Origin of the sequence: Massilia luteola (assembly GCF_034420155.1) — a bacterium.
Taxonomy (GTDB): Bacteria; Pseudomonadota; Gammaproteobacteria; order Burkholderiales; family Burkholderiaceae_D; genus Telluria; species Telluria luteola.
On the sequence record NZ_JAXOFN010000019.1, the window covers coordinates 97,106 to 113,123 of the forward strand.

Annotated in this window: 14 protein-coding genes; all 14 read right to left on the minus strand. The window is 54.6% G+C overall.

Features of this window, described 5'->3' with window-relative positions; all coding sequences use genetic code 11:
- Positions 1 to 77 precede the first annotated feature (77 nt).
- Positions 78 to 629 (minus strand): dTDP-4-dehydrorhamnose 3,5-epimerase, encoded by a 552-nt coding sequence (rfbC, locus tag U9J41_RS19160; protein WP_322403759.1) that lies wholly within the window; start codon positions 627 to 629, stop codon positions 78 to 80.
- A gap of 10 nt (positions 630 to 639) precedes the next feature.
- On the minus strand, positions 640 to 1,515 hold the full coding sequence (gene rfbA, locus U9J41_RS19165) for a glucose-1-phosphate thymidylyltransferase RfbA (protein WP_322403760.1): 876 nt from the start codon (positions 1,513 to 1,515) through the stop codon (positions 640 to 642).
- Positions 1,516 to 1,524: 9 nt separating this feature from the next.
- Positions 1,525 to 2,412 carry a dTDP-4-dehydrorhamnose reductase gene (gene rfbD, locus U9J41_RS19170; RefSeq protein ID WP_322403761.1) on the minus strand — a complete coding sequence of 296 codons (888 nt, stop codon included), beginning with the start codon at positions 2,410 to 2,412 and terminating at the stop codon, positions 1,525 to 1,527.
- Complete coding sequence (gene rfbB / locus U9J41_RS19175; RefSeq protein WP_322403762.1) at positions 2,413 to 3,471, minus strand: dTDP-glucose 4,6-dehydratase; 1,059 nt, start codon at positions 3,469 to 3,471, stop codon at positions 2,413 to 2,415. It abuts the gene before it with no gap.
- Positions 3,472 to 3,574: 103 nt separating this feature from the next.
- Positions 3,575 to 6,412 carry a YjbH domain-containing protein gene (locus U9J41_RS19180; RefSeq protein WP_322403763.1) on the minus strand — a complete coding sequence of 946 codons (2,838 nt, stop codon included), beginning with the start codon at positions 6,410 to 6,412 and terminating at the stop codon, positions 3,575 to 3,577.
- 95 nt (positions 6,413 to 6,507) lie between these two features.
- Entirely contained in the window at positions 6,508 to 7,185 is a 678-nt protein-coding gene (locus U9J41_RS19185; protein WP_322403764.1) for a glycosyltransferase family 2 protein, read from the minus strand.
- A gap of 154 nt (positions 7,186 to 7,339) precedes the next feature.
- Entirely contained in the window at positions 7,340 to 8,359 is a 1,020-nt protein-coding gene (locus tag U9J41_RS19190) for an EpsG family protein (protein WP_322403765.1), read from the minus strand.
- A 3-nt stretch (positions 8,360 to 8,362) separates the two neighbouring features.
- The gene (locus U9J41_RS19195) at positions 8,363 to 9,556 is read right to left on the minus strand and encodes a glycosyltransferase family 2 protein (protein WP_322403766.1); all 1,194 of its coding nucleotides are present in this window, start codon (positions 9,554 to 9,556) and stop codon (positions 8,363 to 8,365) included.
- Positions 9,557 to 9,560: 4 nt separating this feature from the next.
- Positions 9,561 to 10,448 carry a glycosyltransferase family 2 protein gene (locus U9J41_RS19200; protein ID WP_322403767.1) on the minus strand — a complete coding sequence of 296 codons (888 nt, stop codon included), beginning with the start codon at positions 10,446 to 10,448 and terminating at the stop codon, positions 9,561 to 9,563.
- Between the two features lie 43 nt (positions 10,449 to 10,491).
- Positions 10,492 to 11,508, minus strand: a complete 1,017-nt coding sequence (locus tag U9J41_RS19205; protein ID WP_322403768.1) for a polysaccharide biosynthesis protein — start codon at positions 11,506 to 11,508, stop codon at positions 10,492 to 10,494.
- Between the two features lie 23 nt (positions 11,509 to 11,531).
- Positions 11,532 to 12,929: a lipopolysaccharide biosynthesis protein gene (locus tag U9J41_RS19210; protein ID WP_322403769.1), complete on the minus strand. Its 1,398-nt coding sequence runs from the start codon at positions 12,927 to 12,929 to the stop codon at positions 11,532 to 11,534.
- On the minus strand, positions 12,883 to 13,965 hold the full coding sequence (locus U9J41_RS19215; RefSeq protein WP_322403770.1) for a DegT/DnrJ/EryC1/StrS family aminotransferase: 1,083 nt from the start codon (positions 13,963 to 13,965) through the stop codon (positions 12,883 to 12,885). Before U9J41_RS19215 ends, U9J41_RS19210 begins: the two co-directional genes overlap by 47 nt.
- A 62-nt stretch (positions 13,966 to 14,027) precedes the next feature.
- Positions 14,028 to 15,113: a DegT/DnrJ/EryC1/StrS family aminotransferase gene (locus U9J41_RS19220; protein ID WP_322403771.1), complete on the minus strand. Its 1,086-nt coding sequence runs from the start codon at positions 15,111 to 15,113 to the stop codon at positions 14,028 to 14,030.
- 3 nt (positions 15,114 to 15,116) lie between these two features.
- A complete protein-coding gene (locus U9J41_RS19225) occupies positions 15,117 to 15,989 on the minus strand; it encodes an acyltransferase (RefSeq protein ID WP_322403772.1) in 873 nt (290 codons plus the stop codon).
- Between the last annotated feature and the right edge of the window lie 29 nt (positions 15,990 to 16,018).

Consider the following 16,018-nt stretch of genomic DNA (forward strand, 5'->3'; position numbering starts at 1 on the left):
GCGTTCCGTTGCCGACAGTTGCAAAAAAAACGGCCGCATCATCAGCGGCCGTTTTTTTTGTTCATACGCTCAGGCGATCAGTCGAATACCTCGGCCTGTGCGAGAAGCTTGCCGGCCTGGTCCTTGGCCGCGAGTTGCGGCGGCGCATCGATGGGCCACTCGATGCCGATGGCCGGATCGTTCCACGACAAGCTCCGCTCATGCTCCGGATACCAGTAATCCGTGGTCTTGTAAAGGAACTCGGCCGATTCGCTCAGCACCACGAAACCATGTGCGAATCCGGGCGGGACCCACAGTTGCAGGCAGTTTTCCGCGCTCAACTCAACCCCCACCCACCGCCCGAAGGTCGGCGACGACTTGCGGAGGTCGACGGCCACGTCGAACACGCTACCCTGCACCACCCGCACGAGCTTGCCCTGCGGATGCTGGATCTGGTAATGCAACCCGCGCAAAACGCCCTTGGCCGACTTGCTGTGATTGTCCTGCACGAACTGGGCGTCGACGCCGGTGGCTTGCGCAAAATCGCGCGCATTGAAGCTTTCGTAAAAGAAGCCGCGCGCATCGCCGAAGACTTTCGGTGCCAGCACAAGCACATCGGGAATGGCGGTCGGGGTAACGGTAAAAGGCATAGCACTCGGATTATTTCAACAGGTTTAAAAGGTAGCTACCGTAGCCATTCTTGGCCAGCGGCGCCGCAAGTTTCTGCAGGTCGGCGGCATCGATCCAGCCTTGGCGATATGCGATTTCTTCCGGACACGCGACCTGCAGCCCTTGGCGTTTTTGCAGCGTGGCGATGAAGCTGGCAGCTTCGAGAAGGCTGTCGTGTGTGCCGGTATCGAGCCAGGCAAAGCCGCGGCCCATGATCTCGACGTTCAGCTTGCCGCGCTCGAGATAGCAGCGGTTGACGTCCGTGATCTCCAGTTCGCCGCGCGCCGACGGCTTGATGTCGGCCGCCACGTTGCAGACGTCGTTGTCGTAGAAGTACAACCCGGTCACCGCGTACGACGATTTGGGTGCTGTCGGCTTTTCCTCGATGCTCAGTGCGCGTTGATTCGCATCGAACTCGACGACGCCGTAGCGTTCCGGGTCGTGCACGTGGTAGGCGAATACGGTGGCGCTGTCCGTGCGCTCGTTGGCGCTGTGCAGTTGCCGGACCAGGTCATGGCCGTAGAAGATATTGTCGCCGAGGACGAGCGCACTCGGATCGTTGCCGACGAAATCCTTGCCGATGATGAAGGCCTGGGCCAGGCCGTCCGGCGAGGGCTGCACGGCATACTGGATGTTCATGCCCCAGCGGCTGCCGTCGCCAAGCAGCTCGGCGAAGCGCGGCGTGTCCTGCGGCGTGCTGATGATGAGCACGTCGCGGATGCCGCTCAGCATCAGCGTGCTGAGCGGATAGTAGATCATCGGCTTGTCGTACACCGGCATCAATTGCTTGCTGACGGCCTGGGTGACTGGGTACAACCGGGTTCCCGAGCCACCGGCGAGGATGATGCCTTTGCGATTGTTGGCCATGGCTGTCTCTTAAAAAATTTGCTGGAGCACGTGACGCACACCGTCTTGCCAGGGCGGCAGGCGCAACCCGAACGTCGTGCGGAAGCGGGCCGTGTCGAGCCGCGAATTGAGGGGCCGTTTGGCCGGCGTCGGATACTGCTCGGTAGCCAGCGGCGCGACCGCATCGACGGTCGCCTTCAGCGGCTTGCCGGCCGCCAGCGCCTCGCCGATCACGAATTGCGCGTAGCCGTGCCAGCTCGTCTCGCCGCCAGCCGCCACGTGGTACGTACCGTAGGGGAAGCCGGTGCCGCCCGCGCGCGCGTGCTCGCGCACGAGGTGGGCGCTGACGTCGGCCAGCAGCGCGGCCGGAGTCGGCGCGCCGAACTGGTCCGCGACGACGGTGAGCTTCTCGCGCTCACCCGCGAGCCGCAGCATCGTCTTGGCAAAATTGCCGCCGTGCGCACCCACGACCCAGCTCGTGCGCAGGATCAGGTGGCGCGGATTGGCGGCCGCCAGACCCTGCTCGCCTTCGAGCTTGGTACGGCCATAGACGCTCTGCGGCGCCGGTGCGTCGCGTTCCGTGTAGGCGCCCTGCTTCGTGCCGTCGAACACATAATCGGTCGAATAATGGATCACGAGCGCGCCGAGCTTCGCGCCCTCCTCGCCGAGGATTGCCGGGGCGACGGCGTTGACGGCACGGGCCGTCGCCTCGTCGGACTCGGCCTTGTCGACGGCCGTGTAGGCCGCCGGGTTGACGATGACGTCCGGCGCCACGCGGCGCACGAGTTCGCGCAGCGCGTCGGCGTCGGCCAGGTTGCAATCCTGCGTGCCGACGGCGACGACCTCGCCGAGCGGCGCCAGCGCGCGCTGCAGTTCGAAGCCGAGCTGGCCGTTCTTGCCTGTCAGAAGAATTTTCATTCAGGCTCCGTATTGTTGGCCGACCCAGGCGCGGTAGCTGCCGCTCGTCACGTTCTGGACCCATTCCTGGTTGTCGAGATACCACTGCACCGTCTTGCGGATGCCCGTCTCGAAGGTCTCGGCTGGCTTCCAGCCCAATTCGCGCTCGAGCTTGGTTGCGTCGATCGCATAGCGGCGGTCATGGCCGGGACGGTCCGTCACGAACGTGATCTGGGTCGCGTACGACTGGCCGTCCGCACGCGGGCTCAGTTCGTCGAGGATCGCGCACAGGGTGCGCACGACGTCGAGGTTCGCCTTCTCGTTCCAGCCGCCGACGTTGTAGACTTCGCCCAACTGGCCCGCCTCGAGCACGCGGCGGATGGCCGAGCAATGGTCCTTCACGTACAGCCAGTCGCGGATCTGCTGGCCGTCGCCATAGATCGGCAGCGGCTTGCCTGCCAGTGCATTGTGGATGCACAGCGGGATCAGCTTTTCCGGGAAGTGATAAGGACCATAGTTGTTGGAGCAATTGGTGGTCAGCACCGGCAAGCCGTACGTGTGGTGATAGGCGCGCACGAGGTGGTCGCTGGCCGCCTTGCTGGCGGAATACGGGCTGTTCGGCTCGTAACGGTTCGTTTCGCGGAAAGCGGGATCATCCTTGCCGAGGGAGCCGTAGACCTCGTCGGTGGACACGTGCAGGAAGCGGAACGCGGCCTTGCGATCGTCCGGCAGCGCGCCCCAGTATTCGCGCACGGCTTCGAGCAGGTGGAAGGTGCCGACGATATTCGTTTCGATGAATTCGCCCGGGCCGTGGATGCTGCGGTCCACATGGCTCTCGGCCGCGAAGTTCACGACGGCGCGTGGCTGGTGTTCCTGCAGCAGACGGCGCACGAGGTCCACGTCGCCGATGTCGCCATGCACGAAGATATGCCGCGGATTGTCGCGCAGGCTCGCCAGGTTCTCGAGGTTGCCGGCATAGGTCAGCTTGTCGAGGTTGATGACCGGCTCGTCGGCCAGGGCGCACCAGTCCAGCACGAAATTACTGCCGATAAAGCCGGCGCCGCCTGTCGTCAAAATCATCTATTCATTCTCCTGTTGACGGATGACGCGCGGCGGCCAGTCGAACCGGGCCAGTCCGCCGGTCCGAGAATCCGGCGGTGCCGCACGATCCCGATTTCAAATATCAATAAGTCCCGAACCAAGCCACGCCGACGGATTTCGCACCCGGCGTCACCGCAAAATTCGAACGAGTATCCGTGCGCTGGGCCTGCCACAACCAGCCGCCGACTGCCATGCCGAGCACGCCGCCGGCGACGACGTCGGACACCCAGTGCTGACGGCCCGCCGTACGGCCCAGCGAACTCGCGGCAGCCAGGCCGTACAGCCATGGCGCGTCGTATTCTTGAGCGAACGGCGTCACCGCCGCGAACGCCACGGTGGCGTGGTTGGATGGGAACGATGCGTTCGAACGGTCCGCCGTCCTGCTCCACTGCCCCAGCCCTTCGCTCGGCCGCGCTCGCCCGACGACATGCTTGGTCGCGATCGACAAAGCCGCGGCACCCGCGATCGATTCCAGCGAGATGATACCAATGTTTTGCATGCGCGCATCGCCGAATGCAACCGCACTCGCGGCACTGCCGGCCAAAACGACGGGCACGGCCTTGCCGATATTGTTCCAGGCACGCGTGACGCTTGATCCCGCATGCTTCTTCATGAAGCGGTCAACCGGCTTGTCGAGCAAGGCGCCGGCCAGGATCGCACCGCCGCCAACGACGAGCCCATTGCCCCATTGCGGCAGTGTTGGCGTCGTCTTGACGGACTGTTCTACGCGCATGCGGAACAGGGGCCACGGGTTCGGCATCGCCTCGACGGGCGGATTCACGGCGGGCAGGTTCTGTTCGTCGCGACGTTCGGCGAAATTGCCGAGGCCGTCGAACGTGTTCATGTCGCGGCGCGGCTGCTCGACCAGATCGTACAGGTCACCCGGGCCGGCGACCATCTGGCCGACGTCGCGTGTCCAGGGCGACAAGGCGATGCCGGCCGAGGCCTGGGAGTCAAGTGGCAGCATGACATTCAACGGCACCGACAGGAACACGCCCTTGTCGTTGTACGGATTCGACGGTGTGCCCGGATTGGTGATATCGCGACCGTTGGTCCTGGTGTACCAAATACCGATCTCGACACCGGACGGGAAACGACGCTTGAACTCGAGGCGCACACCATTATCCTTTGCAAGGAAGCGGCCTGCGCGCGCCGTCGCCGTGACATCGTATGGAAGCTTGTAATGCAGGGCCGCGAAGCCGGTCACGGTCTGGTAGTCGCGCTTGTCGAACCATCCCTTGACGCCACGCTGCTGCAGGGCGTCGATGGACATGTCCGCCGCCCAACGACTGTCCTTGGGCAGGTACAGTATTTGTCCCCCGACACCGCGGTACATTTCCTCGTACAGCCCCCCGGACACGCGTGCATAGACACGCTCGGCTGGCATCATGTACTGGTTAAGCATGAGACGATTAAGCTTGAAGCGGCCACCCCGCTTATAGTCGGCAATGTCAGTGCGCACATGCGGCAACAGACTGTTGGATGGCTGCGTGACTCCCGAGACGTTCTCGAACAAGTCCAGCTTGAGGTCACTGTTCAGGTACAGGCCCTGCGCCAGGCGCCGGTCATAATTGGCTGCGGCCCACAATTCGTAGCGCAACGCTCCGCTCGGATCGTTGAAGAAGAACGATACCTTAGGGATGACTTTGAACCGGTTGGCCTCGCGATCTTCCGAGGCCAACTGCACCGTGTTGCCATCCTGACCAACCTGGACATGAAGGCTGCCCTCGTCTCCAATTGCTGCCAGTAAGCCTTGCTGTTCCTCGCCGATCTGATCGCTGGGCCGCGCATAGCGCACATTAACCGTCTGCAGAAAGTCCTCGCGATTGACCAGTCCGGTGAGGTAATCTGTAAGCCGCTGAAGGTCAATAAACTCATAAGTTACTATGGACTGCTCCAGCTTCGTGTATGTCACCTGGATCGCGCGCGTACCCCGCGGCGCAAACGCGAGCGCTGTGCGGACGGCACGTCCCACCGCACGGCCCATGTTCGAGATGCGGCTATTAGTCAGCGACAGCTTGAGCGTATTATCTTCGAACGTCACGCGGACATTCTTGAAATCCTGCCTGACGAGTGCTTGCACCAATTCAGCACCATGGCTGGCATGTAGTTGCCACTCGTCGATGCCGACTCGTGGCGGCGCCTTCTTGGGATCGAATGGGGCCGGCTCATACAGTTTTGGGATGAACTCGCGTTCGTCGAACGGAATGCTGAGGTAGGCGTTCGCACTGAAGTGATCGCGTTGGCGGGCGATTTGGGCGCCTAACCAACCCCAACGATATTCCACAGCGACCGCGGGCCCCTTTTTATGCTTATCGGCGCCTGACTCACTTGCTCGAAAGTCGTTTTTATAATCGGTGGCGTCGTACTCGCCAACAAATGCCCATCCAGGTACAGCGACGGGTGCCCAGCGAATGCCCGCGAATGCACCCGTTGGACGACTCTTTCCCATCCCGATGGTGGCCTCGACATTGCGCGCGGCGCCGAACGTTTTAGTCGCGACAACGTACTTGCCCGCAAATAATTCCGTTCCAAATATATCGGTTTTGCCAACAGCGACCGACGGCAAATACCGGCCTTCTTGCCAAAGCATCAGTTTGCCATCGATGACCTTATCCTTATAGCGGCCGTAATTACTGCCATAGCCACCGGCGACATTTGTGAATCCTGCAATGTTACTGATACCAACATAGCGGCCCGTTATTTGCAGGTACGGCAAAAGCGTCGCAGTAACCCAAAAGCTGTCGTATGGCTTATCATGGCCAAGCCCGACGCTGACGGTACCGTCAGCCTCGACAAAAGCGCTTGGCATGTTGATATATCCCGACTGTCCCTGCAAAGTTGGGGTGGCGCCGAAAGAATTCGCGGCGCCCAGGGCAACCCAGCTGAATTGCAGAGATTTTTTTAATATCTTAATCAAATGTTTAATCGAAGTATTGAAAATTCATCGGTCAAGCGGCCGACGCAAGCTGAAATGTCAGCACCTAATTGCGCATGATATATGAGCCGCGACAATCAAACGGATACGCTTTCGCGGCGTTCAGCGGACGAAGTCTGCTTAGGCGACAAGCAGAGGAATCGAATCGCACTAGCCAAGTGCCAACGAAGGTGTCGCAAGCTCTTCCGGCTTGCACGTTGGGCGTCGTGGATTACGGAAGTTGTAGGTTGCAAGATCGTTTGCCAACCGTTCAGTTTCAGGCGTCGGCACACGTCAGCATCTTCCATATACATGAAATAGCGGGTATCGAAACCGCCAACTGCCTCGAACGCTCTGCTGCGAAACATGACAAACATTCCAGCGGCCCAATCAACTTGCAGCAGTTGATTCGGAATAACATAGTCCGCTTCTCGCCGACGCAATACCACGCGCTTCAGTAGCCTGCCGATTGTCGGATAATGCCTGACGCTGTCCTCCATGCCGCCACCCGGCGACAATACCTTCGGCGCCACAGCGCCGACCGTCGGACTCACGAAAGGCGCAAACATAAGATCCATCGAAAAGTCTTGCAACCGAATATCCGGATTGACGATGACGAAGTACGCGCAACTCACCTGTTCGAAAGCTTGATTATGGTTTTCACCAAAACCCTTGGCCTGAGAATTTCTAATGGTAACAAGAGATAAATCGGTGAATTCAGCAAGACAACTCTCATCCTCGGGAATATTGATCGTAAGAATGATGGTGAGATTCAAGAAATTAAGCCTACGGAGGTCGCATAGCAGGTTCTTGATCAACTGGAGTTGGCCATGGCTGACGATCGAGAAAACGACATGATGCTCGACGTCGATTTGTTTATTTAAATAAGCGGCGCGGTCCACAGGATGAATTTTATAAGGTTGAAATTTCTTAAAAAAACTCGTAAGGGTAGAACACAACACCACCCTCCGGTCCGACGAAAAAAACCTGTCGCAGAAAATTGGCGACGCTAAGCAATCCGGTTAATATCAACAACGTCGTAATAGTGCGCTGTCTATACGTTGTCAAATTTTGCGCCACAAAAATCGTCATGATAAACACACCCAATTGCAGGACGCGCAAGCCGGCATACGATACCGCACTGGTAACGAGGCCGGCGGCGAAAACCAGTAGGCCAAGTGTTCTCAAATTGACGCCGAGTCGAAAAGGAATGCGGTTGATTCTACTTATCAATAACAGCATCATGAACTGGAACAATGGCATGACGCCCGAGAAAACACCCGGGCGAGCAAAGTCCGAGTATGATTCGGACTTCCCAGCAAAATACGAAAAGTAGAGCAGGTCCTGAACGTTAAGCAGCAACAAGAAAGGCAACGCGAAAACAATCACACTTGGTGCGAGAAAAATCAATACGAGCAGACTGCTGTGCGCTGAAATAGGTGGCAACAAATAGCCCACACGAAATCTTGATGAAGAATTTACGAAATAGTGCATTGCCACGGTCGCAATTGCAAACGCAAGTCCGTAACGCAAGCCATTGAAGGTGGCATCGATGAACAGAATCGGCAGCAGCAGCAATCCAAACAAAGGGAGCGTACGATCGATTTTGGACGCGCCAAATGAATAAAGTAGCAGACAAAGCGAGACATGGATAAAAGCGAAACCATTAAAACCAAATCCGATTACTTTGGTAACCGCGAATAGTACGCCAAAAATCGGATCGACCGACAGCGGATTATAATCCGCCAAGCTGAATATCTCGAACGCCTGACGGTAGTTTTCAGTATCAGTTCCTACATTACCGCGCATTGCTGCGAGGATCGCGACCGGTAAATATCCTGAGACGTAGAAAAGGAACTTGTGCCGCTCCCAAGCCCAAGGCGCCAGCACATAAAGTGCAAAAGGCAACAACAGGATGACGGGATACAGAACGACCGATACGATTTCCATGGATCAGACGTTCGAGTCAACCGGGAACATACGAGTCACGCTTTCCGCGCCGGCGAATGGGCGCTCCGCAATGATTTGCTCGATCCGATCGGCAGCCTCTTTGGAGTTTTCGAAAGAATCATAGCGGATAAATTGCGAACCCGACATGCGCTCGCTGATGCGTCGCCAAACAGCCCCGAACACGTAGCCCGCTTCTGCTAAAGCCGATTTCGCAACATCGACAATCATTCCAAGATTACGTCGGCGAATGTAGGCTTTAAAAGGACCTCTGATGTCTTTTCCGTAGCCCCGTGTGTAAAGTGCACATTTAAGATAGAGATTGAAAAAATTCGCCAGATCGACCTTGTCGGTTCGCTCAAGTGCTTTCAACATAGAGAACGACCAAACCGTCGGAACCGAATAGTATTCCGGAACGCGTTCATCCCAGATCAAATTGCGAAATGGAGCAATATGGCTGTTTTCTCTCAGCTTTCCGAGATGGGTTCCGTTGGAACTTGTGCCGGAAGTACTACCGCCAGACAGGCCAGGCACAATCACCGGGTAGTCAACATGAATCAACGATCGACATTCACACGCCAACAAGGTGGAACTATAGACGTCAGGGCTGACACCACCAAACAGTGTCCCATATTTTTGTTCGATCCTTTCCAGCAGAGAGCGTCTGATCAGACCGGCATAAATACGAGGCATATTTTGCGGTCCAGTGCCAAGCTTCGCTGCAGCCCGCTTCAGTTCGCGCCGCGGATCAAGCTGTTTAATGGCACCGGCAAACGCGCCCGCCCCGATGGTCGCCGAATCGAAGGTGCCGCGACGACGGTGCACAAAATCGGGCCACCAATAAGTCAAAGGAAATGAGAACGTGACCGCTTCGACATCGGCCCACAGCGCATAATTTGCGACATCCATGACGGCAGAGGTGACAATATCGTCGTCACCAACACAGGTTACAAATTGACCGCTGGCATGACGAATCGCTTCGTTAAAATTATCGACGACGGAAAAATCAGGACTCGTACGAACGTAGACGATCTTATCAAATAGGCCATGCTCCCGCAAAGTGTTGAGCAGGCTGTCGTCGGCAGCACTATCCGCGACTACGACCTCGCACTGGTCCCCCAACTTCAGACAGGCATTGATAGTCCAACGAGCATACTGAGCGCGGTTCTTTGTCGGTATAACAACTGAAACTAAAGCCATATCGTTACCTGCACGCTGCTTGCAATACGTTAACATTTCTCGGAAACTTCGAAATTAGATAACGTAGATTCGAAAATATGACATTGCTACCCCAAAACAAAAGAGATAAGGGACGCACTATCTTATAGAAAATACGATCGACACTGCGACAACGCTGAAGTACCTCAGGTTCTATATATCCGCCGAATTTGGCAAAACAACGGATCTTTTCGGACAACAAGACGCCATCGATGGGTAAACTCGATTTCTGATACCAGCCCAGATGCACGGCCTCCACCTCGGGGGCCGTGCGACACGTGTAATAGTGTGGACGCGTCAGGCTTGCGTGTCCGACATTAAACCCAAATGCTCGCCCGAGGAAGAAGTCCGTGCGATAAATCGCGAGCGTGGTGTCGACCGGAGCGATGATATTGCTGCCAATACGTGGATTCCTCAGGAAACGCTGCTTTTGTCGGCTGACAGATTCCTTCAACACCGGATTGTCGATATCGTCGGTGCGCAAAGATATACCCAACTTTCCGATACAGGCATGATTTTCCATCTGCTGAACCAGATAACTCAACCAGCATTCGGCTCCTTTAACCTGCGCAGGAACTACGATATCGGCGTCCGAAAAAACATAATATGGCGCATCTTTCGGCCATTCCGCATGATGCAACGCCTCGTTGAAGCCCAAAACCCAATTGTTTCTGCGAGACCTGATAAGCGTCAGATTTGGCGTATGAGCGAGGCGCTGAAACTGCGTTTCACGATCGGCGACACTCGACGCGTTGTCCACCACGAAAATCCGATATGGAATTTTTGTCGTCACATCAATCGAATCAAGCATCGAAAACAGACTTTCGAACTCGTTTCGATGTAGAATAACGATAGGAATTACGCTTTTATGCATTTTTCGGCGATATTAATAAAGCAACAAACCGGAACGTATTGAATCAGGTCCAACCTTTTAATTCGTCACGAATATACTGCAGCGTCATCAGAAGCTCGCGGATCTGGGGAATCGAAAGCTGTTCGGTGTTGTGCGAGGTGTAATCGTCAACATCATTCGCTTCCGGCTGACCTTCGAGAATAAATTTATCGTAGTTCAGATCACGGTTATCGGCAGGGATACGATAATACTTACCCATGTCATGAGCCTTCGCCATCTCTTCGCGCGACACGAGCGATTCGTAAAGTTTCTCACCATGGCGCGTACCGATAATCTTGAACGGCACGTCGCGATCAAAGAGTTCCTTCAAAGCATGTCCAAGGTCACCGATGGTCGAAGCCGGGGCCTTCTGAACAAAAAGATCTCCCTGCTGACCGTGCTCGAATGCATGCAACACCAAATCAACGGAGTCCTCCAACGACATCAGGAAGCGCGTCATTTTGGGATCGGTCACCGTCAAAGGAGTGCCTCCCTTGATTTTCTCGACAAAAAGCGGAATTACCGACCCACGCGAAGCCATGACATTTCCATAACGGGTCGCACACAACACGGTGCCGCCCTCTCGGATAGTGCGGGAACGGGCGATCATCACCTTTTCGGCCATTGCTTTCGAAATACCCATTGCGTTAATGGGGTACACGGCCTTGTCGGTACTCAGCACGACCACGCGTCTGACATTGTTATCGATCGCGGCATTAATCACGTTCTCGGTGCCGAGAACATTGGTGCGCACGGCTTCCATCGGATAAAACTCGCACGATGGCACTTGCTTCAATGCCGCGGCGTGAAACACGAAGTCGACACCCTCCATTGCGCGATTAATGCTATCGTAATTACGCACATCGCCAATGTAAAACTTGACTTTTGGATTATTTAGCGCGATCCGCATATCTTCCTGCTTCTTCTCGTCGCGGCTGAATACAATAATTTCCTTCACGTCCGTATTCAAGAAACGGTTCAGGACAGTATTGCCGAACGATCCCGTCCCACCGGTAATCATCAGGACTTTATTGTCAAACATACTCAATTATCCTTCTAACACTATTACATAAGCTGATTTACGACGTAACCGCCGATCGCTATTACGACCAGCACCTTGGCAGCAATTTTCAGTGAAACTTTCGCAGCCGGTCCGACTGTCGATGATATCGCTGCACGTATCCACGACACCGTCGTAGACAACGAATGATAAACAGCATATGTCCAACATACCGCCTTAATGTTTCCTTTGCTGGCTGCCAGGGCGGCTACGCAGAGGGTAAGGGCAGTAAGCACGACTGAGGACAATGCTTGAAATCGATATTCCCTGGCCGCGACCAACAGCGCATAGGGTACAAATCCGAGCGAACCGATCACATAACCCGGTAAAAGAATCGCAACGTAGTCCGCAACCGTTGCAGCGATAGGATCATGACGCAGCCATAAATCAATCAGAGGCAATCGCCAAATCCATAACACAATCGCCGGAGCGATAGTTGCGGTTAAAATTACGTAAACAAAATGACGAGTTGTTTTCGCTGCCTCGGAATGTTTATTACCGATAACCTCCGCCAATACGCGAGGTTGAAAAAACTGACTAATCGGACTTGCCAATAACGAAATCGGCACCATACACACCGTCATCGCCAGGAAGTATGGCGCCACATCATTCGCCGAGGCCAATGCCGAGACAATCGGTTTATCGAGTTGTGTCACAGCGGCACCCGCCGCCGAAAATACAACCAGATCGAGTCCATGACGAATCAGACTTGCCACTTCACTCGGCGCTGGTTTGGTATGTTCCGACATGCCTGGATGCGCCAATGCCTTTTTACAGTAATAGCGCGTCAGCATGGCATGCATAATGGCAAAAAAAGCTTGAGTGCACAGAAAAGAGTCAAGCGTGGCCGACACAAAAGCGAGCACGTAGGCGGAAACGCATGCACGGATCAGCGAGCCGACGATTTGCGTTGAACTTGCGATTGTATATGAGCGCTTCGCCAGAAGCACCGAGAAATACAGATTCTGCAACACCAGGGCCCAGAACAGTATCACACTTGCAAAAACACCCTTAGCGTCAATGCTTCCCAAAAGGCCAACTTCTTGTGCTACCAGGCTGGCAACGGCCAAGCACACATAAAATCCCGTCAGCCCCACCTCAGCCGACAACACCAATCTATAGGTGCTTTCCGTCGCAGACGTCGACGCCTCCCGACCTACTATGGTCGACATGCCCAGATCCATCATGGTGAGAAGTGCCTGCAGGGACAGGACAACTGCTACGATACCAAACTGCGCCGAACCCAGGTACCGATGATACATAGGTAGAAAAAGCAGTCCAACAAATAAGCCTGCTGACTTCCCCAAAAACAACACTAACATGTTACCGGCAGCTTTTTTATGGCCGGCCAATTGACTAACAATCATTGTTAGTGAGCGCTTTGATCGCTGATTCGAATGCATCTCCAATAAGATCGATATCTTCAGTCGTCAGCCACCAACCACATGGCAATGCCAAAATACGCTGTTGCAAAAAAGACGTGTTTGGCAATTCAACGTGTTCAGGTACGCCGAAACCTGTATAGATGTCATTTCTTTGGTGCAAGGATGAACAAGACACACCCTGTTTTTTCAATTCCTTGAGGAGAGCATCACGGTGTTCCACAAATACCAGGAAAACCCAGTACGCAGGAAGGGCATTGGATGCCGGCACGACATGCTGTACACCATTGATATGAGACAGGCGATCGCGCAACGCAATGGCGTTCACGCGCGCTTTGTCGACACGTGCTTGCACGCTGTCGAGTTGCATGGTGCCGATTGCCGCACAAAGGTTGTTCATGGTGACTGCCCAACCTATTTCGGACACGTCGGAAGCTGGGTTAATTTCGCCTGTATCCGTGCGAAAATCAACAGCATCAATCCCGAAGCGGCGCAAGCGGCGCGCGCGTTGCGCATCTTCATGGCGTCGACAGGCTAATGCACCGCCTTCGGTGCAGTTGATCTGACGGTTAGGATAAAACGAGTAAACCGCAAAATCACCTGCTAGACCGACGTTCTCATCGTCACGTCGGGCGAAAAGAGCGTTGTCACAGTCTTCGATTAATGCGATACCGCGTTCCTTGCAGAGCTTCGACAGCTCCCGCGCCGGTCCCGGGTAACCTGCCAAATGGTATAAAATAAGAGCCTTCGTAGCCGGCCCGATCTTACGCACAACGTCCTCGATGTCAATTTCGACGCTGTACGGTTTGACGTCAACCCAACGCGGCATGGCGCCACATTGTGCAATGGCAGAATTAGTTGCCAAGCATGCAAATGCCGTAGTCAATACTTCGTCACCAGGGCCGACGTCGGCCAGACGAAGGGCGAGCAGCATTGCGCTTGTCATGTCGACAGTCGATACCATATGCGAATGCCCGGTCAAGGCAGCCAGCCCCTGTTCGAATTTCGTGACATATTCGCCGTTTGCGACCCGCCCTGACCGCAGAACGTCGAGCATGACCGCCTCCATCTGCTCGGTGCGTACGACACCGAAAAGTGGGATCTGTTTCACAGCTTGCCTCAACCTTTCTTGATGATCGAAACGATCTGTTCGCGCACGGCGTCGTCGACCCACCAGCCGCACGGAATATGCAACAAGCGGCTGTAGAACTGCGCCAGGCCCGGCAAGGCTACTTGGGACGATTTGAAGATACTATGCAGATTATTAGGCCGATGCAGTTTTGAAGCAGAAATACCGGCACCAACAAGCGCTTTTTCCAAGTCGGCCGAACTGTCAGTCAACAATGTATATAACCAATAACTGCTTTGGCCGTATGCATCGCAAACCGCAAAATCGACTCCCGGAGCGTTGACTAGTTCGTTGTCATAATAACGACCATTTTCGATGTGACGTTCAATAACACGATCCACATAGTCCAATTGCGTCAAACCGATCGTCGCGCTAACATTATTCATATTATATTTATAACCGACGCTGTCGATATCGACTTCGGTCCGTGGCACTCCTTTGAGCATGCCGAACCAACGAAATTTTTTTGCAGCGATCATATGCTTCTCATCCTTAATGGCAAGCACGCCGCCATCGACCGTGGTCATATGCTTAATGGCCTGGAAGGAAAAGATCGCGAAATCTCCGACGTTACCGATAGTATTTCCGTCGTATATAGCTCCCAATGCATGCGCGCAATCCTCAATGAGCGCAATACCGTATTCATCCGCCACGGCTCGCAGTTCCGCGAGGCGTGCCGGGTAGCCTGCATAATGAACGCAAATGATGGCCTTAGTTCTAGGAGTGATGCGTTCGCGCACCGACTGAGGATCCAGATTGCCGCTTGCAGGATCAACATCAGCCCACACAACCTTAGCCCCTAGGTATAAAGGCGAGGTATTAGTCGGCTCTGCGGTCATGGGCGTACTGATGACCTCCGAGTCAGGGCCGACGCCCGACAACTTCAAGGCGGCATGCAAAGCCGCAGTGCCACTACTGAGCGCCAGAACGTTTTTCAGTCCAAAATGACTGCCGAAGGCCGCTTCAAAACGATAAACGGCCTCTCCTTCAGCGATCATCCCGCTATACAAGATATCTTCCAATGCCGGCATCAAAACGTTTCTCGGCGGCATGGCAACTTTGACCAAGGGAATCATAAGTTATTCAGAAAGATTGATAAAACGGGCTTTGTTTCCGGCGAGATTCTTTAGCACAATTGCCTCGATATCCGATAGTCGTTTCGAATACGTTTTATTTGTGATGTCACAAACCGTAGCTTGCGGAATCTTTTTCAACAAGTCTTGTGCGAAATTCTGATCGATCGCAAATCCGATGCGCTCAACGTTCGTACCGTTCGAGCGACTCAATACCGTCGTAAACTCATTACGTTGGATATCAAAACCATTTGTTTGCGAAATTTCATTTAACCAACCATTCAACAACGTCCATTTCTCATCTAACGAAATTTCTCGATAGAACGAAAGATTGGACTTAGGTGCTGCGGGTGAGCCCGCTAAAACGCTATTCGCAGGCCAAGATTTTGTGATGTTGGACGCAATCAAAGCAACCAGTTTTTTCCCGAGCGTTACACCAGAAGCCACAATGCAAGACCCTACGAGCCAAACGTCATCCTCAAGCACGACCGGACGTTCGCCGTACAGGGTACACCCTTCGATCTGTTCGCCGGCCGCCACATGAGACCAAATCTGCGAATACATACCGACGCGAACGCCATTCCCAATGGTAAGACCTCCGGAACCGTCAAGAATGCAGTGTTGGCCGAACCAGCCATGCTGGCCAATCTGGACACCAACGGTCGACAACACTAACGAGCGATCATGAATACTTGTCCAATCACCAACGGCGACGTTCCCGCCGTTACATACGAATTTTACGCCACTGCCTATAACACAATAGTCCCCGATGACAACTTGAGACGGTTCGTGAAATATAAATTGGACGTCTGGCGCTACTCGGGTACGCTCTCCCAAGAACACCTTTCCAGGTCCAATAATATTCAAATTATTCGACATATTGTATTCCGCTCTTCTTTCAAGTTATT

What these genes read in the sequence shown, in the direction of transcription:
- U9J41_RS19220 (WP_322403771.1), bottom strand. Translation starts at nt 15,113, where the DNA reads ATGATTCCCTTGGTCAAAGTTGCCATGCCGCCGAGAAACGTTTTGATG.
- U9J41_RS19225 (WP_322403772.1), bottom strand. Translation starts at nt 15,989, where the DNA reads ATGTCGAATAATTTGAATATTATTGGACCTGGAAAGGTGTTCTTGGGA.
- U9J41_RS19190 (WP_322403765.1), bottom strand. Translation starts at nt 8,359, where the DNA reads ATGGAAATCGTATCGGTCGTTCTGTATCCCGTCATCCTGTTGTTGCCT.
- U9J41_RS19195 (WP_322403766.1), bottom strand. Translation starts at nt 9,556, where the DNA reads ATGGCTTTAGTTTCAGTTGTTATACCGACAAAGAACCGCGCTCAGTAT.
- U9J41_RS19210 (WP_322403769.1), bottom strand. Translation starts at nt 12,929, where the DNA reads ATGCATTCGAATCAGCGATCAAAGCGCTCACTAACAATGATTGTTAGT.
- U9J41_RS19200 (WP_322403767.1), bottom strand. Translation starts at nt 10,448, where the DNA reads ATGCATAAAAGCGTAATTCCTATCGTTATTCTACATCGAAACGAGTTC.
- rfbA (WP_322403760.1), bottom strand. Translation starts at nt 1,515, where the DNA reads ATGGCCAACAATCGCAAAGGCATCATCCTCGCCGGTGGCTCGGGAACC.
- U9J41_RS19205 (WP_322403768.1), bottom strand. Translation starts at nt 11,508, where the DNA reads ATGTTTGACAATAAAGTCCTGATGATTACCGGTGGGACGGGATCGTTC.
- rfbD (WP_322403761.1), bottom strand. Translation starts at nt 2,412, where the DNA reads ATGAAAATTCTTCTGACAGGCAAGAACGGCCAGCTCGGCTTCGAACTG.
- U9J41_RS19215 (WP_322403770.1), bottom strand. Translation starts at nt 13,965, where the DNA reads ATGCTCGACGTTCTGCGGTCAGGGCGGGTCGCAAACGGCGAATATGTC.
- rfbB (WP_322403762.1), bottom strand. Translation starts at nt 3,471, where the DNA reads ATGATTTTGACGACAGGCGGCGCCGGCTTTATCGGCAGTAATTTCGTG.
- rfbC (WP_322403759.1), bottom strand. Translation starts at nt 629, where the DNA reads ATGCCTTTTACCGTTACCCCGACCGCCATTCCCGATGTGCTTGTGCTG.